Consider the following 25,820-nt stretch of genomic DNA (forward strand, 5'->3'; position numbering starts at 1 on the left):
GGCTATTTGGACCAGGTTTGCTCTGTTCCAGCGAGCCCACCTGAATTATCAGCATCCCAACCACGCACGCCATTTGATCTCAGCTGAAGAAACCCATCGCCAGCCTGAGGGCTTCCAGCAATGGGCACGGCCCTCAATTCATAACTGTTAGCCGTCAAGTTGTATATGCGGAGATTGTAGACAGCATTGCCATCGGTTGGCGAGACGCTGGCAAAGACTGAGGCATCTGGCACCGTCAGCGTGTCAGTGATATCAGATGTGCCACCATCGGCGCCGATGTATGAGTTGTTCTGGGTGTAGAACCGCTCCATGGCGTTGGCGAAGGAAACCAATGCGCCCTGGGCATCGGTACGACGGGTACTTTGAACCTGCTCCAAATAACTAGGATAGGCAATGGCCGCAATAATGCCGATGATCGCAACCACGATCATCAGCTCGATTAGCGTAAAACCTGCCTGTCGCGCAATTCGGTGTTTCCTCTGAGTCATCATAACTGGACCTATGCTGTTCATTCTTCGTAGATCTCCCGCCAGCCTGAACGGCCAAGCGTCTTACCACCACCGAGGTCCACCTTGGTCTGATCCACCTCACCGTCGGAAGCCTGACGATAAAGGTTATCGCCCAGAATGTTTGAATTGAGAATCATTGCATCTCCGTATCGAACCCCACCAACTATGTCATCGTTCGAATCGACCTTTCCGTCATTGTTGACATCAAATACGGCTCTCTCAGGCGTTGTTCCGTCAAACCTCAGCGCCATGGTCCAGCTTGTGCCACCGCTCTGGCAAGGACTCTGGCTTGGTGTCACAGTATTGAAAAGGATGTATTCACCCCTCACTAGCGGACTCTCAATCACCCTTTCACCAGCCTCCGTGGTGAAGTCTACGACCCAACCCTTTCGTGCGTTTGCAGAAGTGTCTGTCCAGTCAATCGAAGCCCCACCTACGGTCCGGACTTCGCGACCGGAGGATGTCGATTCGGTAATGGCTCGACCTGCGAGCTGGGACCTAGTGACAGTTTCCCCTTCGTCCCATACTCCATAAAAACTTTGGACAGCAGTACTCGTCGGGTCAGTGATAGTCAGGTAACGGCCCGTACCAAAGAAGACAAACAGGTTTGGTTGACTCCCATTGGTGTTGTAGATGTTACGCCCCATGACTGGAGCTGAAGTGATAGGCTGACCATTACCCGAAGAATCTTCAGCTACGAAAAGCGGAGCCGCTGCAGCGCTTGCACCATTTCCGGAAGAATAAACGCTTGCCCAGGAAGCCGAACCTCCAGAGAGGTCCACAGCCCACATATTGCCATCCAGATCACCCGCATACACTCGGTCAACTACACCGTCGCGGACAACTGCACCAGACTCGTCCACATAATCGACCGCCCGTAACGGAGAAAGTCCGGTACCAGTCGCCTCGAGCTCTACGAACTCGTAATCCGAACCTTCTGTCCATCCGTTCTGGCCACCCTGAATGTCAAGGATGAACAGGCCGGTTTTCCCGTTATCACTGTTATATCCATTGGGTACCAACGCACTCCAGCGGTAATCGTTGTTGCCCCATTTTACCAGCGATATTAGCGGCGGCTCTGTGATGTAGCCAAGGTCTGGATGGGAAAACTCCCACATTACGAGATCTTGAGCCGCGGTTGATGTGCCATCAAAATCTGACGGGTCGGTGACGTTTAGTGCAAAGAGACCGCGACCACCAGAGCGCAAACCACCAATCAGAACCGTGCGCCAACCCGCGTTGCTTCCAGTCGCATCACCGATATAGATATCCGAAACCGCCGGAGACAAATCAACGTAAAAGCGATGGTCATAGTTCGGATCGCTGAGATAACTCAGTCCCTCGTCGCCAGCAGCTGAATACACAAAGCTCGGAATGTAGGAGACCAGCTCCTCCCCTGTTTCTGCATTGAAGCCATGAAGCATTCCATCGTTTGCGCCTGCATAGACAATGGGGGTACGACCCACATTATCCTGCTTAAACGTTGAATAGCGTCCAGTAGCAGAGGCGCCAAACGGATCACGATCCGGCCAACCGCTGGCAGGTGCCCCGACATAGACCGGCGAAGAGTTCACGACGTCACCCAATGGCGTAGAGCGCTTACGAAAGGCACCGTTTTCTTTGGACCTATCGCCTCGGATATAGGCTAGCCGATCGGGCCCGAGGCTATCATCACCAGGCCCGTCAAGATCATCCTGCTGCGATCCTGATAACTGGTTCCATTCAAAGAGAACACCACCATTATTGTTGGTCACAATAAACCGATTTGCAGGTGTCTGATTCTCCAGTTCATCAGCGGCATCCCATACAGTGCTGCCAATTCCACCCGTAACCGGATTCAGTGATCTCGCCGCAACGGACCCACTCCAGTCGCCACTGTTAAAGGATGCCGTATAGACTTCACTGCCTTGCTCGAGAGTAGCAGTATTAAATGTTACGTTCGTCGCACTTCCAGTTGAACGGACAATGTCACGAATGGCTGCAGAGATGGCCGATCGCAACTGTTCCACGCTCGTCGCATTGTAAAACTCTCCACGACCATTGACTGCAGCATGAAGAAGGTCGTCAACCTGATCTTCATCCCAATCATTAACATCTTCCAGCTGGCTCCAATCAGGCGGCGTGTCGTAAACGTCCTGGACGCTGGAATAGCCTTTTCCAACAAACTCCTCACCTATCGCGCCAAACCCGACCGTATAGGTATTCATGTGAAGATTACTGTTGCAGTCTACAGAAGCATCATAGGAAGGATCAGTTGTCTCAACTCGCTTTTGCACCAGGTTACTGTACCCAGGGTCATTTTCCTGCTTGTAACAACCTTCCGGGAGTCGAACCTTGCCTGCAGAATAATCACCACTACGAAGCTGAGTATCGTAATACTTCATAGCAACGTCGGCGAGAGTGTTTGAGACCTTATCCTGGTAAGGAGAACCCTTATCTCCATCCGCATTGCCAACCCCAGAGATACCGGAGCTATTGAAACCATCGGTAAACAGCAAAGTGAAGTTTTTCTGGCACTCGGCCTGAATCAGATCCGAGTTAGTATTAAACTGATCCCCAGCATGATCAAGCGTGCGTCTCAAAGGTGTACCACCACCATTGTAGCCTGAGCCGAAACGTTTGTAGGTGTCTTCGAGAAAGTCCTTTTTCTCGGTATCAAGATCTTCCATTGGGATGTCACGCCGATTGTGGATCCAGAAAGTACCAACCCGGATACCGGATAATCCTTCAAGCGACTCAGCTATTGCCCCCCTCGTTGCGTGGTGCAAGCGACGATAATAGCTGAACCAATTGGCGAAGTTCTGCATCTCATCCGTGCCTGCAGAAATTTTGACCTCTTTGAGACATGAATCGTCTGGCCCAAACCCCGTGACGCCATTGTTAAAAACAAAATCACTTGCATCGCTACGCCAGATATCATAAGCATTACCAGCACCACAATTGTACGTAGTGCCGTTGTAGCTAAACGAGAGTGTACCGTCCTCTACTTTTGTAAAGTAAGTGGCAGGGTAGAAACTGTTACCGTTGGTATCCGTTGTGTTCTCCGTTAGATTCAATTTCTTGCTGGTAGATGAAGTGGGCTCAAAGGATGCATTGGTGGCGTCCACATTGGTAAAGCTAAGAGTGGTAGAATCCGGCCAAGGCTGGTATACCGAATCAGGATTGTAATAGGCTGCGTTGTAATCAGAAGATCTCAGATAATGATATCGCCTGGTAAACGGAACCTGGCCGGATCCACCAGTGTTCGTTAGCCACCCCCCATCATTGGTGCTATTGGAACCGCTATCGAACAAATAATTAGCGGAGCCAGAATAATTGTTACTAACTATCTCATAATCCATACTACCGGAGTCATCGACAGCATAGACGACGTTCGGTTTGACTGATCCCGACAAAAACAACGGAGTGTCAGCAAAAGGCACATCCCCATAGCTCGCGGCCGGCAAGCAAATGCACAAGCTAGCCAGACCATGACATACTCGACCATATAATGCTTTCATCTAAACGCCTCCTGCCAGCACCTAAAACTCGCGCCGGTAATATTCTTCTAAAATTCGCTGACCTTCTGCCGTCGCCCCAGTCCCGCGGGCTACGATTCGAAATGCCTTAGCGACCGACGCACCGGTTTCATGGTTATAGTTGGTCATGTTCACATCAGCTGACTCGTTACCCACCTCGAGTTGGGCCTCCCCAACATATTCAACAAAATATCGGGGTGACTCTGGAAACAAGGCTGATCCGTTGACCGTAGGGACCGTCACTGAGACCGAATTGCCACCAGCCCAGACACTGGCATTGAAAACACTCCCGCCCCTTGGCGCTGTTCCCTTTTCATAAAATCCATCTATGGTGTTAAATCCAGAAGGACTGGCCAACGCCTCAATGGCCAGCTCAGCCTCCCTGAGCGCCAACTCGGCGCCCTCCATCGCCATAAAACCTTCCCTTTGGGCTGAGACCATCCTTTCCTGCATACTGCTATTCTGCATGCTTGAGATCGCCAGAAGGCTTAAAACCAATAGAATAAGCAAACTGGTGAGCAACGCGGCCCCTTTCTGAAATATTGCCAAGTGAAATTGTTGTCCCATCATTGTTGCTCAACCCTCAAAATCCGGTTGCGGATGGTTGCTGTGGTTGTAAACACGCGATAAAGATGTCTTGAGTCCGCTGCGACTTCCGTTGAGACGTCATAGTTCGGGCCTCCTGAGCAGTCCGTCCATGAGGGATAACACAGTTTCGGTGGTGCATCGACGATGTTGTTTTCCGGCGAGCGGGCAAGCAGCGACAACTGTACAGCAACCACATCACCTGCGGCTGCCGCGGATAAAGCGGTAGGCCCATCGATTTCAATCCATTGGGTTATCTCACCATTGGACAAACCAGAGTCTATGCCAACTCGCATCTGAAGATCCCAGATACCGTCCATGATTTCCTGGGCTGCTGCTGCCCCGTTCTTACGGAACAAGGCGCGACGGCCATTGGCATCTGCACTTAGAAAAAACTGGTAGTAGTAAGGGTTGTAAATCTGAGCGGATTCGTCGTATTGCTTCGACAGGCAATTTGACGCGTTGCCAGGGCAGTTGTTGTCGACAGTCACATCGACGCCATCCCGTGGCTTGCCGTTACCCGGCACGACTGAGCTGCCTGTATTGTGATTTATACCCTCATTCGCACCAGTCTGAGTACCGGTTACCTGAAAGATGTCCCCCGCAATGCAATCGCTGATTAGAAGAATATCTGATTCGGAGATGCCACTAACTGTGTTGACCTTAAGGTTTGCCGAAGAATTGGGCATCACCTCAGTTATCTGGACGTCTCCAGAGCCTCCGACACCTCGCAATATCAGAGCGTCTGTACCAGACAGACCCAGTGTTGAGCCGTCACTCTGATAAGCCATAAAACCATCGGAAAAGCTGAATAAATCTGTAGAGGCCTGATAGGCGGGATGAGTATTGTCGAGCTTGTTGGCAACATTCTCTCTGGGGATGCATCCCCAATAATCAGCATTACGCACCGCGCGGCTGATAAACTCTGTGGTCATGCGTCCGGTCTCCTGGACGCGGTTGCTTGCATCACCGACAATAAATGAGCGCTGATTGCCGCTAAAAATCTGTACCAGCCCAGCAGTCAGTATCAGACCCAGAGTCAGAGCCACCATCAACTCGACTATAGACAAGCCTTTTTGTTTGGTAACCGTTGTCATTATCTAAGCCTCACATACAAGGTATAACTTTGTGCCAGCGCATCATTACCTAAACCCCTTTCTGTCCAATTCACAGTTATTTCCGCAAAGGTGAGGTTGGCATTGTTCGTAACATCCACTGCGCTGGAGGCCGTCGGCACATCTTCAAGCAAGCGAGACTGCCAGGCACTCAACTTGGTATCGCATCCGCTACAGGTTGAAGACAGCGTTTTCTCAAAGGCGGTTACGTCATCAAACTCCGAACGCATACGTTCCGATAAGTCGTAGGCATGCATTGTCACCAAGGAGCGAACAGCTGAGTTGCTGGTCTGCTTTAACGATAATGCCTGGATCCCAGCCACACCTAGCAAGCCGATGGCCAGGATGATCATTGCAACCAGAACCTCAATCATCGTAAAACCTCTTTCACGATGAAATCGCTGGCAAGCTGAGCTGGTTAACCGCATGTGAGGTCCTCCGAGCGAATACGTCCGCCAAGGGTTACCGTAATCGAGCTACCGGACTCACCGTTACGATCATCACAAATCTGCATCGTCACGGCCCCTGAGCCATTGGGTAAGAGCCCTCCCCCCGTAAACATGAAATTGGATGACGAACTTATGGTGACCGCTCCGCCCGCTGCAGACGTTCTGCGCAGCTCTTCCGCGTCCTGCATCGAGCCATTGCCATTACGATCTATCCATACACTTATACCGTTAGCCCAGTTCGCGCCATCCGTCGCACTCACGATGACCCTGCGCCCTTCCTTTACAGCTTGGCTCCGCGCGTAATTCAATACGCCAACGACGTCGTTCGACGCACTAGCCAGGCGACTATTGGCGATAAGGTTAGCAAACGATGGGACAGCAAAAGCGGCAATCACACCTACGAGGGCAACGGTGATCATGAGCTCAATAAGGGTAAAACCCGAAGTTTTTTTTCTTGTAACCATAAGGACCTTCCAATTTACTCTGTATGCAAGCTAAAGCATCGGAAGGATCGACTCTAGTAGGAACCGACAAGTGGTAGGTCCAGGGAGATAAGCGGAGGCGAAATGGGGATTTCGTGAATTCGGTCACAACTCACGTAAAGGCATTTGATCAGACGTCACAATTACCAACATTCAAACGCATCAACCAAATTTCCAGAAACTCAGGATACTTCCACGACATCAATCCGCAACTCCCGGGGCATGGAGAACACAATATTCTCCTCACGGCCAGACACTTCCTCCGGCATATCACCGCCGAGGTCCCTCAGCCTGGCAATCACATCATTCACCAGCACTTCCGGCGCTGAGGCACCAGCGGTCACACCGACAGAGGTTTTACCCGCCAGCCATTGCGGGTCAATCTGCGAGGCTTCGTCGATAAGATACGCAGGGGTACCCATGCGCTCGGCCAGTTCCCGCAGACGGTTGGAGTTGGAACTGTTCGGGGAGCCTACTACCAGCATCAGGTCGCAGTCGCCGGCGAGCTGTTTCACCGCGTCCTGGCGGTTCTGGGTGGCGTAGCAGATGTCGTCCTTGCGAGGACCCTGGATTTCAGGGAATTTCTCTCTGAGGGCATCAATAACCCGGGCAGTGTCATCCATGGAGAGTGTGGTCTGGGTGACATACGACAGCTTCGATGGATCCTTTACTACCAGTCCGGCAACGTCTTTCTCGTCTTCCACGAGGTAAATCTCGCCGCCATTGCTGTGATCGTACTGCCCCATGGTGCCTTCCACCTCGGGGTGTCCATGGTGTCCGATCAAAATGCATTCACGCCCGTCACGGCTGTACTTCATCACCTCAAGGTGCACCTTGGTGACCAGCGGGCAGGTGGCATCGAATACCTTCAGGCCTCGGCGTGCTGCTTCCTTCTGCACCGCCTGGGACACGCCGTGAGCACTGAATATCACCAGCTTGTCGTCCGGCACCTCTTCCAGCTCATCCACAAAAATAGCGCCACGATTGCGCAGGTTATCCACCACAAACTTGTTATGCACAACCTCATGGCGCACATAGATAGGCGCACCGAAAACATCGAGGGCACGGTTCACGATCTCAATGGCACGGTCTACACCGGCACAGAAACCACGAGGATTAGCGAGTCGGATTTGCATAGGAATAATGGCCCTGCGATATCAAAAAAGTCTGCGGAAGTCGGTGGGCAGGCCACTTCGGGATCGTCAAAAACATGGATGTTTTTGTCGAGCGTACATGGACGTATTCACCGCGTATCCCGAAGTGGCCTGCCCACCGACTGACATGCACCTTAATAAGAGGCTGCGATGTCAGTGAGCGGCCCCAACAGGCTCCACATCAATTATTTCCACTTCAAACGTCAGTGTACGCCCCGCCAGAGGGTGATTAAAGTCCACCTCAACCTGATCTCCCTCCACGCGACTTACCACACCCGGAAGCTCGCTCTGGCGCGCATCCGCGAACGAAATCATAACGCCTTTCTCCAGCACCATATCGGCACTGAACTCGCTGCGCTTGAAGGTCTGCACGTTGTTGGGGTTATGCTGCCCAAAGGCCTTCTCTGGCGGCACTTCGTAGCTATTCCGCTCTCCCGCCATCATGCCCATCAGATAGGCCTCGAAATTCTCCGGCAGGTTGTCGTCACCGATTTCCAGGGTCGCCGGCTCTTTCTCGAAGGTAGAGTCGATGATTTCACCATCACTGAATTTCAGCGCAAAATGAAGAGTGACTCGGGTGCCCTGGTCTATGGGAAGTTCTTTCATTGGCAGCTATCGCTCCTGTCTTCCTTCACTCCGGATCGCCATCGGACTCCCGGGGCTTTCGGAATATGTCGAGAATCATCATGCCGGCACCAATGGTGATGGCGGTGTCGGCAATATTAAAGGCGGGGAAATGGTAGTCGTTCCAGTAAAAATGCAGGAAATCCACCACATAACCATGAACAACCCGGTCATACACGTTGCCCAGGGCACCGCCAAGGATTAACACGATGGCAATGGCAGACCAGGTTTCATGGCGGCGCAGCGACTTGAGCCAGACCACCAGTACCACGCTGACCACCAGTGCCAGGGTGACAAAGAACCAGCGTTGCCAGCCAGCGGCGCCGGCCAGGAAGCTGAACGCCGCGCCGGTATTGTGCAACAGCGTCAGGTTGAACATCGGCATAACCGGCACCGGGTTGCCATAGGTCAGCATCGCGGTTGCCATGGCCTTGGTGCCAAGGTCCAGCACGATGACCAACACGGCCAACCAGAGCCAGCGCAGCTTGGACCCGGTTATTTCCGTGTCGCTCATTACGCTTTCCACAGTCTGGCTTCCATCAGGCAAAGGACCGGGACTCGCCCTGCCCTTCCACGTTCGTGACGCAACGACCACAAAGATCGCTGTACTGCTCGCTCTGGCCAACATCCGCTCGATGGTGCCAGCAACGTTCGCACTTGGCATGGCTGGCAGGGGCAACTTTCACCAACAGCCCTTCATGGGAAGTCTGTTCGGCATCACCAGCCTCGGACACCGGCTTCACCGAAGCCTCAGAGGTGATGAGCACAAAGCGAAGCTCCTCACCCAGATAGTTCAGGTCCTGTGCCAGATCGCCTTCGCAGTAAAGCGTCACTTCCGCGCTCAGGGAACCCTTGATTTCACCACGCCCACGGGACTCTTCGAGGCATTTGTTCACAGCTTCTTTGACGCTGTAGATCCGGCTCCAGTAATCGCGGCCAAGCTCTACGTTATCGGGCAGCGCTGTCAGGCCTACATACCAGGTTTCATAGAACACGGTATCGCCACGCTTGCCAGGCAGGTGCTGCCAGATTTCATCAGCAGTGAAACTCAGGATAGGTGCTATCCAACGCACCAGGGCTTCCGCCACATGATACAGGGCCGTCTGGCAGGAGCGGCGCTCGCGGCTATCGGCCTGGGTGGTGTACTGGCGGTCCTTGATGATGTCCAGATAGAAACCGCCCAGGGTGGCCTCGCAGAAGTTATACACCTTCTGGTAAATACGCAGGAAGGCGTAGTTCTCGTAGTCCTCCTGCAGTTCTTCCTGTAGCCGCAGGGCCTTGTCCACCATCCAGCGGTCCAGGGCTATCATGTCTTCCGGTGCGACAGCGTGCTGCTCCGGATCGAAACCGGTAAGGTTGCTGAGCAGGAAGCGGGCTGTGTTACGGATGCGGCGATAGCCGTCCGCTGTCTGCTTGAGGATGTCCTTGGACACCGTCATCTCACCGCTGTAGTCGGTGGCAGACACCCACAGGCGCAGGATATCGGCGCCCAGCTCATTCATCACTTCCTGGGGCGCAATCACGTTACCCAGGGACTTGGACATCTTGCGGCCCTTGCCATCAACGGTAAAGCCGTGGGTCAGCACCTGCTTGTAAGGTGCCACGCCGTTCATCGCGATGGAGGTTTTCAGTGACGACTGGAACCAGCCCCGGTGCTGGTCAGAGCCTTCAAGGTAAAGGTCCGCCGGAAACTGACCCAGCTCTTTGCGGGGACGCAGTACGGACTCGTGTGTGACACCCGAATCAAACCACACATCGAGGGTGTCCATGACCTTTTCATACTGGTCCGCGTCGCTGCCCAGGAAATCTGCAGTGTCGATGTCGTACCAGGCGTCGATGCCGCCCTTCTCGATTTCCTTCGCTACCGCTTCGATCAGGTTCTGGGTGTCCGGATGCAGCTCCTGTGTTTCCTTCTGGATAAACAGGGTGATCGGCACGCCCCAGGTACGCTGGCGCGAAATGCACCAGTCCGGGGACTGCTTGAACATGGCCTCGATACGGTTCTGCCCCCAGGCAGGTACCCAGCGCACACCCTTGATGGCTTCCAGGGCGTCGTTCCGAAGGTTTTCCTTTTCCATGCTGATGAACCACTGGGGCGTGGCGCGATAGATCAGCGGAGTCTTGGTGCGCCAGCAGTGGGGGTAGCTGTGGCTGAACTTCTCGGCCCGCACCAGCTTGCCTTCACGCTCCAGGGCGGAGCACACCGGGTCGTCGGCCTTATAGACGTGCACTCCGGCAAACTCTCCGGCGGCCTGGGTGTAGGTGCCATCGGCCTTGACCAGGCTGATGGTGCCAATGCCGTACGCCTTACCCACTTCAAAGTCTTCCACGCCGTGATCCGGGGCCGTGTGAACGACACCAGTACCCGCGTCGATAGATACATGGTCGCCCAGGATCAGCGGTACCTGCTTGTCATACACCGGATGCTGCAGGGCCAGCTTTTCAAGAGTAGCGCCAGGGACCGTGGCCAGCACTTCAAAGTTCTCCACACCCCAGCGCGCCATGATGCCATCGACCATTTCTGCGGCGACGATCATTCGCTCCTGGCCCTGGCCGGTATCAACCTGCACCAGTGCATAATCGAGCTCGGCGTGAATGGAAACCGCCTGGTTAGCAGGGATGGTCCAGGGGGTAGTTGTCCAGATAACAACCGACACATCGCCCTCACCCTTGTCCGTTCCGAACAGGTCGAGAACCCGTGCCTGATCCACCACGGTGAAGCGAACATCGATCTGTACCGAGGTCTTGTCCTGATATTCCACCTCGGCTTCGGCCAGCGCAGACTGACCCACCACACTCCAGTAAACCGGCTTGAAACCGCGAACCAGATGCCCCTTGGCGACAATTTTACCCAGGGCACGCACAATGCCCGCCTCTACTTTCGGGTCCATGGTCAGGTAGGGCTTTTCCCACTCACCCATCACACCCAGGCGGATAAAGTCTTCTTTCTGACCCGCAATCTGCTTGGTAGCATAGTCGCGACAGGCCTGGCGGAAGGTCTTGTAGTCCACCTTTACTCCGGCCTTGCCGATTTCCTGCTCCACCTTGTGCTCGATAGGCAGTCCATGGCAGTCCCAGCCCGGCACATAAGGCGCGTCGTAGCCCATAAAGCTACGGGACTTGACGATCATGTCCTTGAGGATCTTGTTGACCGCATGACCGATATGAATGCTGCCGTTGGCGTAGGGAGGCCCATCGTGAAGGATGAACTTTTCCCGGCCTTCGCGCTGTTTACGCAGGGTGCCGTAAACATCCAGGTCCTGCCAGCGTTTGAGCATGTCCGGCTCACGCTTGGCGAGGTTACCGCGCATGGGGAAGGCGGTTTCAGGCAGATTCAGAGTGTGCTTGTAGTCGCTCATGGTAAAAGTGCGTAGCTCAGGTTGTTAAATGTCGGTCAGTGTCCGGTGGCTGAGGAGCCATAATCTGCAATCCATGCCCGGGCGTGGTCTAAATCACGGGCAATCTGCTGCTTCAGGGCATCCACCGAGTCGAATTTCACTTCGTCCCGCAGTGCATGGCGGAAAACCACATCAAGTCGCTGGCCGTAAAGTGTGCCAGCAAAGTCAAACAGGTGCACTTCCAGCGAGGGCTGTTTGCCATCCACGGTGGGGCGTAGCCCGATGTTGGCAACGCCGTCCAGTACCCTTCCCCCCTTCAGGGTCGCGCTTACCACATAGACACCTTCCAGGGCAGGCATGTGGGGCAGCAGCAAGTTGGCTGTCGGCGCGCCAATCTGGCGTCCGAGCTGACGTCCGTATACCACTCTCCCGCGGATGCGGTACGGGTGGCCAAGCAGAGCTTCAGCTTCCTCGATCCGGTTCTCGGCCAACACATTGCGGATCCGGGTGCTGCTGACCCGCTCACCGTTGACAGTGACTGTGCGGGTGTTCTCAACCGTGAACCCCCGCTGGTCGCCCACTTCCCGTAGCAACGCAAAGTCACCGGCACGGTCGCAGCCGAAACGGAAATCATCTCCCACCACCAGATGGCGGACTCCGAGGCCATCAATCAGTACGTCTTCAATAAACCCCATGCCGGAGTAACTCCGGAACCGCTCGTTGAAACGCAGGCAGAGCACAATATCAATGCCGGATGCCAGCAGTGATTCGAATTTCTGCCGGAATGCCATCAGTCGTGGTGGTGCTTCCCGGCCCTGGAAAAACTCTCGTGGCTGGGGCTCGAATACCATCACAATGGAGGGTACGCCCAGCTCCAGGGCCTTCTCATGCACCTGGTCGATAATGGTCTGATGTCCCAGGTGAACACCGTCAAAATTCCCGATGGTGGCGACACACCCGTTGGCCAGCGGCCCATCGGCCTGCTGCGCAAAGTGTTTCAGGTTGGTCAGGCCCCGGATCAGACGCATGTAAAACGAACCCTTGTTTGCCAGCGGTGTATGGTTTCACTGGTGAGAAAACGCGCGATTATAACCTACCTGTGGCGGAAATGTCTTACCCGAACCCCGGCCAGTGCCAACACGATAAAATACACGGCAACGCCGGAGACTACGAGAATACCCATATCCGTGGCGCGCTGAAGGCCACCTACCCCCAGCCAGCGGTCAACCGGTGGTTGCAGCCACAGGATCGCCACGGCCAGCGCCCCGTTTGCAAGTCCGATCTGAATCAGGAATCGGGGCCAGCCGGGCTGCCACTTCCATGCACCTTCCTTTATCAGACCCCGCCACAACAGGCCAGTGTTCAGCCAAGCTGACAGAGACGTGGCCAGCGCCAGTCCTGCGTGTGCCAACGGGAAGATCAGCGCCAGGTTGAATACCATATTGGCCACCATCGCAATAATGCCGATCTTGACCGGGGTCTTGGTGTCTTCGCGGGCAAAATACCCGGGCGCCAGCACCTTGATCAGCATGAAGGCAAGCAGGCCTGCGGAATAGGCGCGCAGGCTTTGGGCTGCCATGGCGACATCCCGATCGGTGACTTCCCCATAATGGAACAGGGTTGCGATCAATGGTTCCGCCAGCAGGGCCAGGGCCAGTGCGGCCGGCAGACCAATCAGAAGTACAGCCCGTACCGCCCAGTCCAGCGTGGCCGCAAACTGGTCGGCAGACGCGGCTGCGTGCTTACGGGACAGGCTTGGAAGGATCACCGTGGCGATGGCTATGCCGAAAACCCCCAGGGGCAATTCAGACAACCGGTCAGAATAATAGAGCCAGGAAACACTGCCGGTCTGCAGAAACGAAGCCAGCACGGTATCCAGCAGCAGGTTGATCTGGCTCACGGACACACCGAACAGCGCTGGCACCATCAGCTTCAGGATCCGGCTGACACCTTCGTGCTTGTAGTCCACCTTGGGCCGCGGCATCAGCCCCAGCTGCATCAGGAAGGGAATCTGGAAGAACAACTGCAACGCCCCGGCAATGAATACGCCCCAGGCCAGGGCAATGATGGGGGTTTCCATCAGCGGCGACAGGAAGATGGCAGCCCCGATCATCGCCAGGTTCAGCAATACCGGCGTAAACGCGGGTATGGCAAAACGGTCGTAGCTGTTAAGGATGCCGCCGGCAAAGGCTGTCAGCGATATCAGCAACAGATACGGGAAGGTGATGCGCAGCATGTCGCTGGCCAGGCCGAACTTGAGGTCGTCATCCAGGAAGCCCGGCGCGAAAACGGCCGTCAGTAGCGGCGCTCCCAGCATGGCGACAACGGTCACGCCCAGCAGCACCAGCCCGAGGGAGCCGGCGACAGCATTGACCAGACGCCGGACTTCGGTGACCGATTCCTGCTGCCGATAGGAGGAAAGCACCGGCACAAAGGCCTGGGAAAAGGCACCTTCGGCGAACAGGCGGCGCAGAAAATTAGGGATTTTGAAGGCAACAAAAAAAGCATCTGCACTTGCGCCGGCACCGAAATAGCGGGCAATCACCATGTCCCGCACCAGGCCGAGGACCCGTGACAACATGGTCATTATGCCAACGACGCCGGATGACCTCAGCAGTCCCGGCGGCTTGGGCAATGCCTTCTGCTCTTCTTTCTGCTCAGGTTCGGACGACATTCGTGGCCTGGACAATGGTTTGATAGAATCTGGAGTTTTCCGACGCGTAATAACCCTGGTTTCGGTATTTACTTAAGGCTGCCAGGGGCTCTCCGGTAACGAGCGGCGAGTTTACCACAGGCCTTGTGGATACCGGGATGAAATCCCGTTGAGTCTTGACATTTTGGGACGTTGGCGGCATAGTTCCGCGTCATTTATTTCGACGCGCTGGTTTTGGCGCGCCCGCGATTTTTACGAATCGTTTCACACGAATTTCGGATTTCACAGATCTCAGGAGTTATACGGTGGCAAATTCCCCGCAAGCCAAGAAGCGCGCACGTCAGAACGAGAAGAACCGCAAGCACAATGCCAGCCTGCGTTCCATGGCGCGTACTTATATCAAGAAAGTCCAGGCCAACATTGAAGCTAACAAGCCTGAGGAAGCGCAAGCAGCTTTCCAGCAGGCTCAGCCGATTATGGACAGCATGGTTAACAAGGGCGTGTTCGCCAAGAACAAGATTGCTCGCCAGAAGAGCCGTCTGAGCGCCCGCATCAAGGCTCTGAAGAGCGCGTAAATCGCTCTTTCGGAACTTTGAATGAAGAAACCGGCCTGATTGGCCGGTTTTTTTGTGCCTGACTGTTTGCTTGGGTGCACAGTAAAGACCGGCAACCCTCTCCCCAAACACGCCGTAAACCCATCCATGGGGGCTCGGCATTGCCATCCATGGCAATGCACGGTTTTCGGAGTAGGTGATCAGCCCTGCCTCCAGAGTTGGGGAGAACTTCTAGACAATCACCATGTTGTCTCTGTGGACCATTTCTTCGTCGGAGATGTAGCCCAAAACTTCTGTTATCCGATCGCTTGAGCGGCCGGCGATGGCTCTGGCTTCGTCGGCGTCGTAGTTGACGAGGCCGCGGGCGATTTCTTTGCCGGTTTCGTCGACACAGGAGACCATTTCGCCGCGGCGGAACTGGCCGGAGACGCTTTTTACGCCCACCGGCAGCAGGCTGCGGCCGCCCCGGCAGAGGACGTTGACGGCGCCCTGGTCGAGGGTGAGTTTGCCGCGGGTCTGGAGGTGGCTGGCGAGCCACTGTTTGCGGGCGGCGATGCGGCCCTGCTCGGGGAGCAGGAGGGTACCGATGCTTTCGCCGTCGCGCAGTCGGGCGATGGCTTTTTCGATCCGGCCGCCGACGATGACAGTGAAGGCGCCGGAGCGGGCGGCCAGGCGGGCGGCGCGGACTTTGGTTTGCATGCCTCCGCGGCCGAGGGTGCCCGCTCCGCCAGCAGCCATGGCGTCAAGTTCGGAGTCGCTGGCGCGGCGCTCGTCGACCATTCTGGCGTCCGGGTTTTTACGGGGATCCTTGTCGAACAGGCCGAGCTGGTCGGTGAGTATGATCAGACCATCAGCTTCGATCAGGTTGGCGACCAAAGCCCCCAGGGTGTCGTTGTCGCCGAAGCGGATTTCGTCGGTGACCACGGTGTCGTTTTCGTTGACGATGGGCACCACACCAAAATCAAGTAACGCCCTTAAGGTGCTTCGGGCGTTGAGGTAGCGCTTGCGATCGGACAGGTCGTCGTGAGTTAGCAGAATTTGTGCAGTGTGGAGGTCGTGCCGCTTGAACTGGGCTTCCCAGGTCTGCACCAGCCCCATCTGGCCAACGGCGGCTGCGGCCTGCAGCTCGTGCAGCTGTTCCGGCCGGACTGTCCAGCCCAGGCGGCTCATGCCCTCAGCCACAGATCCTGAAGACACAATAACCACTTCAACCCCATCACTGACCAATTCTGCAATCTGGTCCACCCATAATCCAAGGGCGGCTACGTCCAGGCCCCTGCCATCATTGGTGAGAAGTGCACTTCCTATTTTTACGACCAGGCGGCGAGCCTGGCGCAGCTGGATGCGTTTGCTCATTGTATTCCAGTCCACGGGGGCGGGCAGGCAGGTACCATGTCGGTGGATACGCTGTGAATACGTCCATGTACGCTCGACAAAAACATCCCTGTTTTTGACGATCCACCGACATGGCACCTGCCTGCCCGGCGATACTTTGGCGTTAGATCAGGCAAAAAGTCCTATTCTGGAGCGTAAACTACCTCGACATCGTAATCGTCGTCATCGAAGTCGTCGTCATCATCGTCACCCTGACGGGCTTCGCGGCGGATCTGGCGCTCCGCTTCGATCCTCGCGCGCGCCTCTTCGTCCATCTGGCGACGGCGGGCAGCTTCTCTCTCGGCGAATTCGGGATTTTCTGCCTCTTCCCGGGCCTGATCTTCGATCCAGCGCATCACTGCCTGGGTAAGCGGCTTGGTGCCTTCGCCGCTAAGGGCAGAGATGCTGAACACCGGGCCTTTCCAGCCAAGCTCGTCGACAATGGCCTGGCAATGGGCCTCCCGGTCTTCTTCCGAGACCATATCCACTTTGTTCAGTACCAGCCAACGCTCTCGGTTAGCCAGGGTTTCACTGAACTTTTCCAGTTCGTGCTCGATGGCGCGGACGCTTTCTACCGGCGAAGAACCGTCATAAGGTGCCACGTCAACCAGATGCAGCAACAATCGTGTCCGAACCAGGTGCTTCAGGAAGCGAATACCAAGGCCTGCGCCCTCTGCTGCACCTTCAATCAGGCCCGGAATGTCGGCAATCACAAAGCTCTGGTGGGCCTGTACGCTGACAACCCCCAGATTCGGCACCAGGGTGGTGAACGGGTAGTCCGCCACTTTTGGCCGGGCCGCCGACACCGAACGGATAAAGGTGGACTTGCCCGCGTTGGGCATGCCCAGCAAACCGACATCCGCCAGTACTTTCAGCTCCAGTCGCAGGTTGCGAAGTTCGCCTTCGGAGCCTTTGGTGGTCTGGCGCGGAGCCCGGTTCACCGAGGACTTGAAGCGGGTATTGCCCAGACCGTGGAAGCCTGCCTGAGCCACTTTCAGTCGCTCACCGGCGCGGGTCAGATCGCCCAAAACTTCGTGGGTGTCCATATCCACAACAGTCGTTCCTACCGGTACCGGCAACACCAGGTCTTCGCCTTTGATGCCAGTACAGTTACGGCCGGAGCCCGGCTGGCCGTTCTCAGCCTTGTGTTTCCGCTGGAACCGGTAATCGATCAGCGTATTGAGCGCGCTGTCGGCTTCCAGGTACACAGACCCACCGTCGCCGCCGTCACCACCATCGGGGCCACCTTTGGGCACGTATTTTTCACGGCGGAAACTCAGGCAACCGTGGCCGCCCTTGCCCGCCTCAACAATGATGGTGGCTTCGTCTACGAACTTCATCAATCAACCCTTTGCGCACTGCGCATAAACTAAAAAGCCCCGCAGCCTCATGGAAGCTATGCGGGGCTCCAGGGGACTCTGATATCAAATCATATCAGGGCCGCCCAAGGTTCAACAGAACCCGAGATCGCCGCTGCTTACGCAGCCGGAACGATGCTCACGAACTTGCGGTTCTCAGGACCTTTCACTTCGAACTTGACCTGACCGTTTGCGGTTGCAAACAGGGTGTGGTCCTTGCCGAGGCCAACGTTATTGCCCGGGTGGAAACGGGTGCCGCGCTGACGAACAATGATGCTGCCTGCAGATACAGTCTCGCCGCCGAAGCGCTTCACACCAAGTCGTTTCGACTCGGAATCGCGACCGTTACGGGTACTACCTGCTGCCTTTTTATGAGCCATTACCAGCCTCCTTATCTAAGGGGTTACTCGAGGGTCTTAGCCCTGGATACCCGTGATCTTGACTTCAGTAAACCACTGACGGTGGCCCTGACGTTTCATGGAATGCTTCCGACGACGGAACTTGATGATCTGGATCTTGTCATGACGACCGTGGCTAACCACTTCTGCTGTCACTTTGGCACCATCAACAACCGGCGCACCAACCTGAACCTTGTCACCATCGGCGATCAGCAGAACGCGGTCAAAATCGACGTTGCCGCCGGTTTCCACTTCCAGCTTTTCCAGCTTCAGAGTTTCGCCTTCTTTTACTCGGTGCTGTTTACCACCGCTAACAATAACTGCGTACATTAACGTTCTCCGCGATTGACCCATCCCTGCTCTTATCCACCTGGTTCTAAGGGAAGCGCTTCGGCAACCCTATAGCAGGGAGCGCAGGTTGGGATGAGTTGGGCGCGTGATTGTACGAAAACCGCCAGCGCTTTACAAGCCAAGTTGACACTGATCACCGCAATACCTAGCATTGCCCGACCCACCTATTTTTCCAACGAAAACACCAGACAAGGGACCGGACCAGCCGCATGACAGCCCAGCGCATTTACGACACCGTCGCGGACGACTTCAGCCGCGTCAATGATCTGATCATCAAGCGGCTCTCCTCAGACGTTCCCCTGGTGGAAAAAATCGCCCAATACATTATTGAAAGCGGCGGTAAGCGCCTGAGACCGTTACTGGTTTTACTCTCAAGCCGCGCTCTGGGCTATGGCAAGGATGACCACCTGAAACTGGCTGCGGTGATCGAGTTCCTGCATACCGCCACCCTCCTCCACGACGATGTGGTGGACACTTCAGACATGCGCCGGGGCCGCAGCACCGCCAACGCCCGCTGGGGCAATGCCCCAAGCGTACTGGTAGGTGATTTCCTCTACGCCCGCGCCTTCGAGATGATGGTGGAGCTTCAGAACCTCCGCATCATGGACGTACTTTCCCACGCCACGGCCGTTATTGCCGAGGGCGAAGTACTGCAACTGATGAACGTGAAGAACCCGGATGTCAGTGAAGACAAATACATGGAGGTCATCCACAACAAAACCGCCATGCTGTTCGAAGCAGCCTCCCATACTGGCGCACTGCTGGCCGGAGCTAACGAAGACCAGGAGCTGGCACTGAGTGCCTACGGCAAGCACCTGGGTCTGGCCTTCCAGCTTGTGGATGATGTCCTGGATTACCGCGGCGACGCTGACACCATGGGTAAGAACGTGGGCGACGACCTGGCCGAAGGCAAAACCACCCTGCCACTGATTTACGCCATGGCCGAAGGCACTGATGACGAGAAGCAGCTGATTCGCCAGGCGATCCGTAAGGGGGGGCTGGATGACCTGCCCCGGATTCTCGAAATCGTCAACCACTCCGGGGCCCTGGAGTACACCATGGCAAAAGCCAGGGAACAGGCCGCCCTGGCGGCTGAGTGCCTCAACACCCTCCCCGAGTCTGGCCATAAGGAAGCTCTGGTATTGCTGACCGAGATTTCGGTTGCGCGGGTTAGTTAGGTGGGTGCTTCTTGATTGTCGGATTACGGCTTCGCCTAATCCGACCTACGGTTTGCACGGAACTCTGATAGCTCCCGCGTAGGTCGGATTAGGCCCAACGGGCCGTAATCCGACAAACCCCAACCCAGCCACCAAACTCAACACAAGTCCTTCCTACCATGGGGCGCATCAAAATCCAGCGCCGGCCCCACCGGCACAATCTGTGTCGGATTGATGGTCCGCTGACTCACATAGTAATGGCGCTTGATCTGCCCGATATCCACCGTCTCTGCCACGCCCGGCACCTGATAAAGATCCCGCACATACCCGGAAAGCGCCGGGAAATCGGCAATCCTCTGACGATTGCACTTGAAATGGCTGTAATACACCGCGTCGAAACGAATCAGCGTGGTAAACAACCGCCAGTCCGCCTCGGTCAGCCGGTTGCCCGCCAGGTAACGCTGCCCTGAAAGTCGCTCCTCCAGCCAGTCCAGGGAATCAAACAAGGCCTCATAGGCCTCTTCATACTTATCCTGGGCTGTCGCGAACCCCGCCTTGTACACACCGTTGTTAACCGTGTGATAAACCCGCTCATTCACCTCGGCAATCTCGCCATGTAACTCTTCCGGATAAAAATCAAGATCACTCCGAACACCTTCAAGCCCATTAAACGCCGAGTTGAACATCCGGATAATATCTGCAGACTCATTGCTGACAATCGTCTGCTTCTCTTTGTCCCACAGGGTCGGCACGGTCACACGTCCGGAATAATCCGGCGCTGCCTTGAGATAGACCTCGTACATATACCGCATGCCATTAACGTCATCCCGATGCGCAGCGTCATCCGACCGAAACTCCCAACCGTTCTCCACCATATCCGGATGCACCACCGACACCGAAATATGCCCCTTCAGCCCCTTCAGGGCCTGAAAAATCAATGTCCGATGCGCCCAGGGACAGGCCATTGACACATAAAGATGATACCGCCCCGACTCCGCCGGAAAGCCACCCTCCCCGTCCGGCCCCGGGGAACCATCGGCTGTCACCCAGTTCCGAAACCGGGCAGCCTCGCGTTCAAACTTACCGCCGGTTTTCGAGGTGTCGTACCACTGATCGTGCCATTTACCGTCGACAAGAAGTCCCATAGCTTTTCCTCCTGAATTCATTTCATTAAGAAGGCAACTGCGCCGTACGATGATCGCGCCAGGGATGGGTAGTAAAAACCGTGCATTGCCATGGATGGCAATGCCGAGCCCCCAGGGATGGGTTTACGGCGTGTTTTTACTACCCATCTCTGGCGTGATCTGACTCCGAGCCTTCAAATATCTGAATAAGTCTGCAATCTTTAACAGGAAGAATACCGGCCACCCTGCTACGCTCTCAAACAATCAATTCTGGCCAACACAATCAGATAATTCGAACATGCACACAGCCATCACCATAGATGCCCTCAAAGTCCTTGATGCCATCGACCGCAAAGGCAGCTTCGCTGGCGCCGCCAATGAACTCTTCCGCGTACCGTCCGCCATCAGCTACACCGTCCAGAAACTCGAAGAAGACCTCAACGTTGCCATCTTCGACCGCACCGGACATCGCGCCGCCCTCACACCCGCGGGCCGCTACTTGCTGCAAGAAGGCCGAACTCTGCTGGAAGCCGCCGAAAACCTGGCTCACACCACACGCCAGGTAGCCCAGGGCTGGGAAACCCGCCTGCGAATCGGATTTAATTCCCTGTTGCCGGCCGAGTGCCTGTTTCCAGCAGTAGGAGAGTTCTACGAGCTCGGCGTGCCGGTGGAAGTGCAACTGGTGGAAGAAGTCTTTGCCGGCTCCTGGGATGCCCTGCAAAGTCGACGGGTGGACCTGATTGTCGGCGCCGACCAGATCAGCAAACCCGCCGGTTCATTCACCACCACTCCGCTCGGCGAAATGCGGTTTGTCTATGCCATAGCGCCGAATCACCCCCTGGCGGCAGCAACGCAACCGCTGACCGAAGAAGATATTGCCCCCTTCCCCGCCGCCGTGGCTGCCGACACCTCGCGCTCACTGCCGCCGGGCCATGCCGGCATATTCCGGCGCCAGAGAACCCTCACGGTCGCCAACATCGATCAGAAAATCGCTATCCAACAGGCCGGGTTGGCTGTCGGCTGGCTGCCAGAGGCTCGCGTACGCGACCAACTGGCTAAAGGCACTCTGCTTGCGCTGGATGTCCAGGAGCCCCGGCAACCCATTATGCTCCACCTTGCCAGGCACTCTGAGGATCAAGGCAAGGCACTGATGTGGTTCTGGGAACAGCTGGGCCAGTCAAAAGCCATTTCCGCCTGGCTGGACGCCTGAACCCGGGCTCACCTCCCCTCTGGCCCCGGAACTGACCTTTTTCAGGCAAAAGAGCCAACGGAAAAGCGGCTCATTCGTTTATACTGCCCCGACGCAAGAACCTGTGAACGGAGCTCAAACCATGCGGCAGTTGTCGGAGCTGGATGCCTCATTCCTCTACCTGGAATCAGAAACCGCCCCCATGCATATTGGCGGTATCTACCTTTTTGATGCCCGTGAACGCGACAAACCACTGGCCTTCAGCACCTTCGTCGCTTACCTGCGCAGCCGTCTCCATGTGGTGCCCCTGTTCCGTCAGCGCCTCAAGGAAATTCCCCTGAGGCTTGGGCGCCCCTACTGGATTGATGATCCGGATTTCAGCATTGAACGGCACCTTGCCTATGTAAACCTTGGTGATCATGGCCAACTGGGAAGCCTGATGGGGCTCGCTTCCCGAATTCTTGAAGAACCGCTGAAAAGAGATCGCCCACTCTGGCACATCACCTTCGTCGACGGCTTCCAGCTCGATGAAAACGACCCCGACAGCAGGAGTTTCGCGCTGATTGTCAAACTGCACCATGCCGCCATTGATGCATTCAGCGGCGAGGAAATCATTGGCAAGTTGCTGGAGTACACTCCGAAAGCCCGCTCCATAGAAGCACCCCGGCCATGGAACCCACGGCCGGAACCATCGGAAGAGCGGGTTGTGCTCCAGGCCGGCGCCAACCTGCTGCGCAAGCCCTTGCAGGTGACCTCTCTGGCTGTCAATGCGGCCGAGGCGACAGCCCGCGGGCTGATCCAGAAACAGATGCGGAAACTGCCATTACCCTTTCCGTTGTTTTCCGCCCCCCACAGCCCGTTTAACCGCCAGATCACAGCGAACCGCCAGATTGTTTCCACCAGTCTGGACCTGTCGCGACTCAAGGCCATCAAGGCCACGCTGGGAAATGTCACATTGAACGATGTGGTTCTCGGCCTTTGTGCGGAGACCCTGCGCCGGTATCTGGCTAACCATGATGTGGAAACGGATCGCTCCCTGGTCGCCATGACACCCATCTCGGTTCGTTCCAGCAGCCTGCGCAAGGCAACCGGAAACCAGATGTCTGCCATGCTCCTGAACCTGGCCACTAACGAGCCGGATCCCGCGAAGCGAATTCACCGAATCCACTGGAATGCGGTGGAATCCGAACCCTACCGGGAAGCTATTGCGGCAGACCGCCTGACGGAACTGCTGCCTTCCACCATGCTGGCACTCTCGGCGCGGCTTTATTCAGAGCTTCAGATTGCCCAGAGATACCAGCCGGTATTCAATCTGCCGATCACCAACGTGCCGGGGCCGCAGGTTCCACTTTATCTTCAGGGCGCCCGACTGATCCGGCAGTTCAACTCGGCACCGCTGTTTGACAGTCTTGGGCTGGTTATCGTGGCGGTCAGTTACCAGGGCAGCCTCACGGTGAATTTCACCCTTTGCCCGGATGTGGTAGCTGACGGCGATTCACTGACAGGCTTGCTCGAGGAGAGCCTGCTCGCAATAGAATCTGCAGCAGCAACCCTCGGCCCAGAAATCGAAGAGCCAGACTACCACCAGGACAATCATAAAACCTTGACCGACGAGGCGCTCACCTTGATGGAAGGCGCTTTGAGAAAGGTGTTCAAAAGCTTTCGACGATAACGGCCGGCGGGAGAAGCAGGGGCAGCGTCAGAACCACCCCAGAGGTGGATTACTCGAAAGCCCAGCGCAGGAAGGTGCGCCGTTCTTCCTCACTGGCTTCACTCCAGAGCGCTTTCAGCTCTTCCAGGGTGCCCTCACCCTCAGCAACTTCACAGCCAACACCACTGGAATTGTCAACGCCGGAACCTACAGGCGCCCGGGCGGCTGTGGTTTGTTTTGCAGGGCGACCATCCCAGGCGCTCGCGCTGGCAACGACCTCACTGGAGGCATTCACAATATCAGCGGAAAAATCACTGGCAAACGCCTCTGCGTCGCGCCGGTTTGCCGGGGGCTCAAAGTCGAAACGATAGGTTTCACCAGGCCTGACATCGATGGTTACCGCCTGCGGAGCCGTTTCAACAACATGCACCTTGGACTCGCCATTACGGACAACCCCGCTTTTCGCCCAGATGGTTTTGTAGGTGAATACTACCTGGTTTTCGCCCGGAAGCAGTTCGAAGTCCAGCGCCAGGTCGTCCATCAGGAAATTGGTCAGCCTGCGGCCATTAACCTGCTTCACCTTGATCTCGGCGGGAGCCTTGAGCACGGCAGTCCGGGAGTCGTCAGCATCGCCTTCCCAGGTTTTGACATTGCTCATGGCAGAACTGCACCCGGAAAGAACGACCAACAAAGACAGCGCGGCCATCAGGCAGCGTGTATTCTTGAAAAAGACCGAAACGTGACAGATACTCATGCTATATCCTTGTGCTTTACACCGGTGATGCCCGGTAGGTGATCACTTGTCATTGAATGGCATTTTGAAGAGCGGCAGGGCCAAGAGCAAGACATACCGCCTGTTTACAGTAACCTGATGACACTTCGGTTACGTCGACACGCTCATGCCGGACTGATAAATGTAAAAAAATGTTGAATTCGGCTGGAATTGATTTAATTTTAGACAATCGGCTAACAAAACATCCCACTGCCCGGCACGATAAAAACCATAAAGGGCTCAGGAGAAAACATGGATACCCAACGTCGGTCCGGAGAAAACGGTCCCGCACCGTTCCGAAGCAGTCGATTTTTCTGCGTCGGAAGCAAGTGGTATTTTACCACCCGGGAGGGTTTTGACAGTGGCCCCTTCGCTTCACGACAACGCGCAGAAACCGGTTTGAGACGTTTCTTGCACGTTGTGCGCCTTCTGCCGGAAGAACAACAGATACACTGAGGGCGCCATCAATCAGGCGTTCACCTGCTTCTGAACGTCATAGTCGCCGGGCATGACTCAGGCTCTGAAATGATCATAGCCGCCAGCTGCAGGGGCCAATGGCTGACCTTCGTGTGTGATGGCAAGGCCTTCGCCCGATGTTACCTCACCAATGATGGTCAACTGGCTGCGAATCTCCTCCGGAAACCCTTCCCAGGCTTTCGGGCTGATAGTGATGCACAACTCATAATCATCACCGGCGTTCAATGCCAGGTTGACCGCCTCCTCACCGACAAGACGTTTCAGTGTCGCCGATAACGGAAGCTTCGCAATATCAATGCTCGCGGCTACCCCGGATGCCTCAAGAATATGGCCCAGATCTGCCACCAGGCCATCGGATATATCTACGGCAGCGGAAGCACATCCACGCAGTGCGACTCCGAGGCTCAGCCTTGACGCCGGGTAATGGTACCTGTCCAGAACCGACTGCTCATCGGGCCCGGGGTTTTGACTGCCCAGGAATTTCAGCGCGGCTCCAGCCTCACCCAGGGTGCCGGAAACACAGACATAATCCCCCGCCTGTGCACCGGAGCGCCGGAGCGCCTGGCCCTGGGGCACCGTACCATGAACCTGCAGGCTCAAGGTCAGTGGTCCGCGGGTGGTGTCTCCGCCGGCAAGTGACAGGCCAAACTGCGCGGCTGCACTTGCCAGGCCAGCTGCATAGGCATGCAGCCAGTCAGGATTAGCATCGGGGAGGGTCAGGGCCAGTGTGAAGCAAACCGGATCGGCGCCCATTGCCGCGAGGTCGCTCGCCGCAACTGCCAGGCTTCGCCAACCCAGTTTTTCGGGATCGTAATCACGGGGAAAGTGGACGCCTTCAACCAGCGTGTCTACAGAGAAAACCAGATCCCTGCCCGGTTCGACCCGCTGAATTGCGCAGTCATCACCGGGCCCAAGCAGAACCGCAGAGGTGTTCCCCGCCTCGGCGATAGGGAAGAAGTAACGGCGGATCAGCTCGAATTCGCCCATC

The 25,820-nt window shown here is 56.0% G+C and carries 24 protein-coding genes; 5 read left to right on the top strand and 19 right to left on the bottom strand.

Translation table 11 applies throughout. The features are described from left to right. Positions 1–2: 2 nt before the first annotated feature. From QPL94_RS20445 to murJ, 12 genes are all read right to left on the bottom strand, one after another. The gene (locus QPL94_RS20445) at positions 3–512 is read right to left on the bottom strand and encodes a type IV pilin protein (protein WP_285359737.1); all 510 of its coding nucleotides are present in this window, start codon (positions 510–512) and stop codon (positions 3–5) included. Further along, a complete protein-coding gene (locus tag QPL94_RS20450) occupies positions 509–4,009 on the bottom strand; it encodes a pilus assembly protein (protein ID WP_285359738.1) in 3,501 nt (1,166 codons plus the stop codon). Before QPL94_RS20450 ends, QPL94_RS20445 begins: the two co-directional genes overlap by 4 nt. A gap of 21 nt (positions 4,010–4,030) precedes the next feature. After that, positions 4,031–4,597: a pilus assembly PilX family protein gene (locus QPL94_RS20455; RefSeq protein ID WP_285359739.1), complete on the bottom strand. Its 567-nt coding sequence runs from the start codon at positions 4,595–4,597 to the stop codon at positions 4,031–4,033. Beyond that, positions 4,594–5,709 (bottom strand): PilW family protein, encoded by a 1,116-nt coding sequence (locus tag QPL94_RS20460; RefSeq protein ID WP_285359740.1) that lies wholly within the window; start codon positions 5,707–5,709, stop codon positions 4,594–4,596. The genes QPL94_RS20455 and QPL94_RS20460 overlap by 4 nt, the downstream gene beginning before the upstream one ends. Further along, entirely contained in the window at positions 5,709–6,155 is a 447-nt protein-coding gene (gene pilV / locus QPL94_RS20465; protein WP_285359741.1) for a type IV pilus modification protein PilV, read from the bottom strand. The genes QPL94_RS20460 and pilV overlap by 1 nt, the downstream gene beginning before the upstream one ends. Continuing rightward, entirely contained in the window at positions 6,146–6,640 is a 495-nt protein-coding gene (locus tag QPL94_RS21455) for a GspH/FimT family pseudopilin (RefSeq protein WP_350310657.1), read from the bottom strand. The genes pilV and QPL94_RS21455 overlap by 10 nt, the downstream gene beginning before the upstream one ends. Positions 6,641–6,840: 200 nt before the next feature. Then, positions 6,841–7,794, bottom strand: a complete 954-nt coding sequence (gene ispH, locus QPL94_RS20470) for a 4-hydroxy-3-methylbut-2-enyl diphosphate reductase (RefSeq protein WP_285359742.1) — start codon at positions 7,792–7,794, stop codon at positions 6,841–6,843. A 171-nt stretch (positions 7,795–7,965) separates the two neighbouring features. Next, positions 7,966–8,418 (bottom strand): FKBP-type peptidyl-prolyl cis-trans isomerase, encoded by a 453-nt coding sequence (gene fkpB / locus QPL94_RS20475; protein ID WP_285359743.1) that lies wholly within the window; start codon positions 8,416–8,418, stop codon positions 7,966–7,968. A 25-nt stretch (positions 8,419–8,443) separates the two neighbouring features. Then, on the bottom strand, positions 8,444–8,950 hold the full coding sequence (gene lspA, locus QPL94_RS20480) for a signal peptidase II (RefSeq protein WP_285359744.1): 507 nt from the start codon (positions 8,948–8,950) through the stop codon (positions 8,444–8,446). A 25-nt stretch (positions 8,951–8,975) separates the two neighbouring features. Further along, complete coding sequence (gene ileS / locus QPL94_RS20485) at positions 8,976–11,795, bottom strand: isoleucine--tRNA ligase (RefSeq protein ID WP_285359745.1); 2,820 nt, start codon at positions 11,793–11,795, stop codon at positions 8,976–8,978. Positions 11,796–11,830: 35 nt separating this feature from the next. Further along, positions 11,831–12,802: a bifunctional riboflavin kinase/FAD synthetase gene (gene ribF / locus QPL94_RS20490; protein ID WP_285359746.1), complete on the bottom strand. Its 972-nt coding sequence runs from the start codon at positions 12,800–12,802 to the stop codon at positions 11,831–11,833. A 65-nt stretch (positions 12,803–12,867) separates the two neighbouring features. Continuing rightward, positions 12,868–14,448, bottom strand: a complete 1,581-nt coding sequence (gene murJ / locus QPL94_RS20495; protein ID WP_285359747.1) for a murein biosynthesis integral membrane protein MurJ — start codon at positions 14,446–14,448, stop codon at positions 12,868–12,870. 284 nt (positions 14,449–14,732) lie between these two features. Between murJ and rpsT the strand changes: the two genes are divergently transcribed. After that, positions 14,733–15,002 carry a 30S ribosomal protein S20 gene (gene rpsT / locus QPL94_RS20500; protein WP_275707282.1) on the top strand — a complete coding sequence of 90 codons (270 nt, stop codon included), beginning with the start codon at positions 14,733–14,735 and terminating at the stop codon, positions 15,000–15,002. A 210-nt stretch (positions 15,003–15,212) separates the two neighbouring features. On the opposite strand, the gene proB is transcribed toward rpsT, so the two are convergent. The 4 genes from proB to rplU all read right to left on the bottom strand — a co-directional run bounded on the left by proB (position 15,213) and on the right by rplU (position 18,441). Next, positions 15,213–16,337, bottom strand: coding sequence for a glutamate 5-kinase (proB, locus tag QPL94_RS20505; RefSeq protein WP_285359748.1), 1,125 nt, complete (start codon positions 16,335–16,337; stop codon positions 15,213–15,215). A gap of 161 nt (positions 16,338–16,498) precedes the next feature. Then, on the bottom strand, positions 16,499–17,695 hold the full coding sequence (gene cgtA, locus QPL94_RS20510) for an Obg family GTPase CgtA (RefSeq protein WP_285359749.1): 1,197 nt from the start codon (positions 17,693–17,695) through the stop codon (positions 16,499–16,501). 137 nt (positions 17,696–17,832) lie between these two features. Beyond that, the gene (rpmA, locus tag QPL94_RS20515) at positions 17,833–18,093 is read right to left on the bottom strand and encodes a 50S ribosomal protein L27 (protein ID WP_137437961.1); all 261 of its coding nucleotides are present in this window, start codon (positions 18,091–18,093) and stop codon (positions 17,833–17,835) included. A gap of 36 nt (positions 18,094–18,129) precedes the next feature. Beyond that, a complete protein-coding gene (rplU, locus tag QPL94_RS20520; protein ID WP_137437962.1) occupies positions 18,130–18,441 on the bottom strand; it encodes a 50S ribosomal protein L21 in 312 nt (103 codons plus the stop codon). Between the two features lie 230 nt (positions 18,442–18,671). Here rplU and ispB point away from each other — a divergent pair, with 230 nt between their 5' ends. After that, complete coding sequence (gene ispB / locus QPL94_RS20525) at positions 18,672–19,640, top strand: octaprenyl diphosphate synthase (protein ID WP_285359751.1); 969 nt, start codon at positions 18,672–18,674, stop codon at positions 19,638–19,640. 137 nt (positions 19,641–19,777) lie between these two features. Here the strand turns inward: ispB and QPL94_RS20530 are convergent, their stop codons facing one another. Next, positions 19,778–20,764 (bottom strand): glutathione S-transferase family protein, encoded by a 987-nt coding sequence (locus QPL94_RS20530; RefSeq protein ID WP_285359752.1) that lies wholly within the window; start codon positions 20,762–20,764, stop codon positions 19,778–19,780. A 277-nt stretch (positions 20,765–21,041) separates the two neighbouring features. On the opposite strand from QPL94_RS20530, the gene QPL94_RS20535 reads away from it, so the two are divergent. Then, positions 21,042–21,953: a LysR substrate-binding domain-containing protein gene (locus QPL94_RS20535; RefSeq protein WP_285359753.1), complete on the top strand. Its 912-nt coding sequence runs from the start codon at positions 21,042–21,044 to the stop codon at positions 21,951–21,953. 121 nt (positions 21,954–22,074) lie between these two features. Beyond that, complete coding sequence (locus tag QPL94_RS20540; protein WP_285359754.1) at positions 22,075–23,604, top strand: WS/DGAT/MGAT family O-acyltransferase; 1,530 nt, start codon at positions 22,075–22,077, stop codon at positions 23,602–23,604. A 49-nt stretch (positions 23,605–23,653) separates the two neighbouring features. On the opposite strand, the gene QPL94_RS20545 is transcribed toward QPL94_RS20540, so the two are convergent. Then, positions 23,654–24,337: a DUF2057 family protein gene (locus QPL94_RS20545; RefSeq protein ID WP_285359755.1), complete on the bottom strand. Its 684-nt coding sequence runs from the start codon at positions 24,335–24,337 to the stop codon at positions 23,654–23,656. 270 nt (positions 24,338–24,607) lie between these two features. Between QPL94_RS20545 and QPL94_RS20550 the strand changes: the two genes are divergently transcribed. Then, positions 24,608–24,811, top strand: coding sequence for a DUF6316 family protein (locus QPL94_RS20550; RefSeq protein ID WP_137437968.1), 204 nt, complete (start codon positions 24,608–24,610; stop codon positions 24,809–24,811). Between the two features lie 57 nt (positions 24,812–24,868). Here the strand turns inward: QPL94_RS20550 and thiL are convergent, their stop codons facing one another. Continuing rightward, positions 24,869–25,819 carry a thiamine-phosphate kinase gene (gene thiL / locus QPL94_RS20555; protein ID WP_285359756.1) on the bottom strand — a complete coding sequence of 317 codons (951 nt, stop codon included), beginning with the start codon at positions 25,817–25,819 and terminating at the stop codon, positions 24,869–24,871. Between the last annotated feature and the right edge of the window lies 1 nt (position 25,820).

The sequence above is a fragment of the Marinobacter sp. SS13-12 genome, from assembly GCF_030227115.1.
Classification (GTDB): domain Bacteria; phylum Pseudomonadota; class Gammaproteobacteria; order Pseudomonadales; family Oleiphilaceae; genus Marinobacter.

What these genes read in the sequence shown, in the direction of transcription:
- QPL94_RS20445 (WP_285359737.1), bottom strand. Translation starts at nt 512, where the DNA reads ATGAACAGCATAGGTCCAGTTATGATGACTCAGAGGAAACACCGAATT.
- QPL94_RS20450 (WP_285359738.1), bottom strand. Translation starts at nt 4,009, where the DNA reads ATGAAAGCATTATATGGTCGAGTATGTCATGGTCTGGCTAGCTTGTGC.
- QPL94_RS20455 (WP_285359739.1), bottom strand. Translation starts at nt 4,597, where the DNA reads ATGATGGGACAACAATTTCACTTGGCAATATTTCAGAAAGGGGCCGCG.
- QPL94_RS20460 (WP_285359740.1), bottom strand. Translation starts at nt 5,709, where the DNA reads ATGACAACGGTTACCAAACAAAAAGGCTTGTCTATAGTCGAGTTGATG.
- pilV (WP_285359741.1), bottom strand. Translation starts at nt 6,155, where the DNA reads ATGCGGTTAACCAGCTCAGCTTGCCAGCGATTTCATCGTGAAAGAGGT.
- QPL94_RS21455 (WP_350310657.1), bottom strand. Translation starts at nt 6,640, where the DNA reads ATGGTTACAAGAAAAAAAACTTCGGGTTTTACCCTTATTGAGCTCATG.
- ispH (WP_285359742.1), bottom strand. Translation starts at nt 7,794, where the DNA reads ATGCAAATCCGACTCGCTAATCCTCGTGGTTTCTGTGCCGGTGTAGAC.
- fkpB (WP_285359743.1), bottom strand. Translation starts at nt 8,418, where the DNA reads ATGAAAGAACTTCCCATAGACCAGGGCACCCGAGTCACTCTTCATTTT.
- lspA (WP_285359744.1), bottom strand. Translation starts at nt 8,950, where the DNA reads ATGAGCGACACGGAAATAACCGGGTCCAAGCTGCGCTGGCTCTGGTTG.
- ileS (WP_285359745.1), bottom strand. Translation starts at nt 11,795, where the DNA reads ATGAGCGACTACAAGCACACTCTGAATCTGCCTGAAACCGCCTTCCCC.
- ribF (WP_285359746.1), bottom strand. Translation starts at nt 12,802, where the DNA reads ATGCGTCTGATCCGGGGCCTGACCAACCTGAAACACTTTGCGCAGCAG.
- murJ (WP_285359747.1), bottom strand. Translation starts at nt 14,448, where the DNA reads ATGTCGTCCGAACCTGAGCAGAAAGAAGAGCAGAAGGCATTGCCCAAG.
- proB (WP_285359748.1), bottom strand. Translation starts at nt 16,337, where the DNA reads ATGAGCAAACGCATCCAGCTGCGCCAGGCTCGCCGCCTGGTCGTAAAA.
- cgtA (WP_285359749.1), bottom strand. Translation starts at nt 17,695, where the DNA reads ATGAAGTTCGTAGACGAAGCCACCATCATTGTTGAGGCGGGCAAGGGC.
- rpmA (WP_137437961.1), bottom strand. Translation starts at nt 18,093, where the DNA reads ATGGCTCATAAAAAGGCAGCAGGTAGTACCCGTAACGGTCGCGATTCC.
- rplU (WP_137437962.1), bottom strand. Translation starts at nt 18,441, where the DNA reads ATGTACGCAGTTATTGTTAGCGGTGGTAAACAGCACCGAGTAAAAGAA.
- ispB (WP_285359751.1), top strand. Translation starts at nt 18,672, where the DNA reads ATGACAGCCCAGCGCATTTACGACACCGTCGCGGACGACTTCAGCCGC.
- QPL94_RS20530 (WP_285359752.1), bottom strand. Translation starts at nt 20,764, where the DNA reads ATGGGACTTCTTGTCGACGGTAAATGGCACGATCAGTGGTACGACACC.
- QPL94_RS20535 (WP_285359753.1), top strand. Translation starts at nt 21,042, where the DNA reads ATGCACACAGCCATCACCATAGATGCCCTCAAAGTCCTTGATGCCATC.
- QPL94_RS20540 (WP_285359754.1), top strand. Translation starts at nt 22,075, where the DNA reads ATGCGGCAGTTGTCGGAGCTGGATGCCTCATTCCTCTACCTGGAATCA.
- QPL94_RS20545 (WP_285359755.1), bottom strand. Translation starts at nt 24,337, where the DNA reads ATGAGTATCTGTCACGTTTCGGTCTTTTTCAAGAATACACGCTGCCTG.
- QPL94_RS20550 (WP_137437968.1), top strand. Translation starts at nt 24,608, where the DNA reads ATGGATACCCAACGTCGGTCCGGAGAAAACGGTCCCGCACCGTTCCGA.
- thiL (WP_285359756.1), bottom strand. Translation starts at nt 25,819, where the DNA reads ATGGGCGAATTCGAGCTGATCCGCCGTTACTTCTTCCCTATCGCCGAG.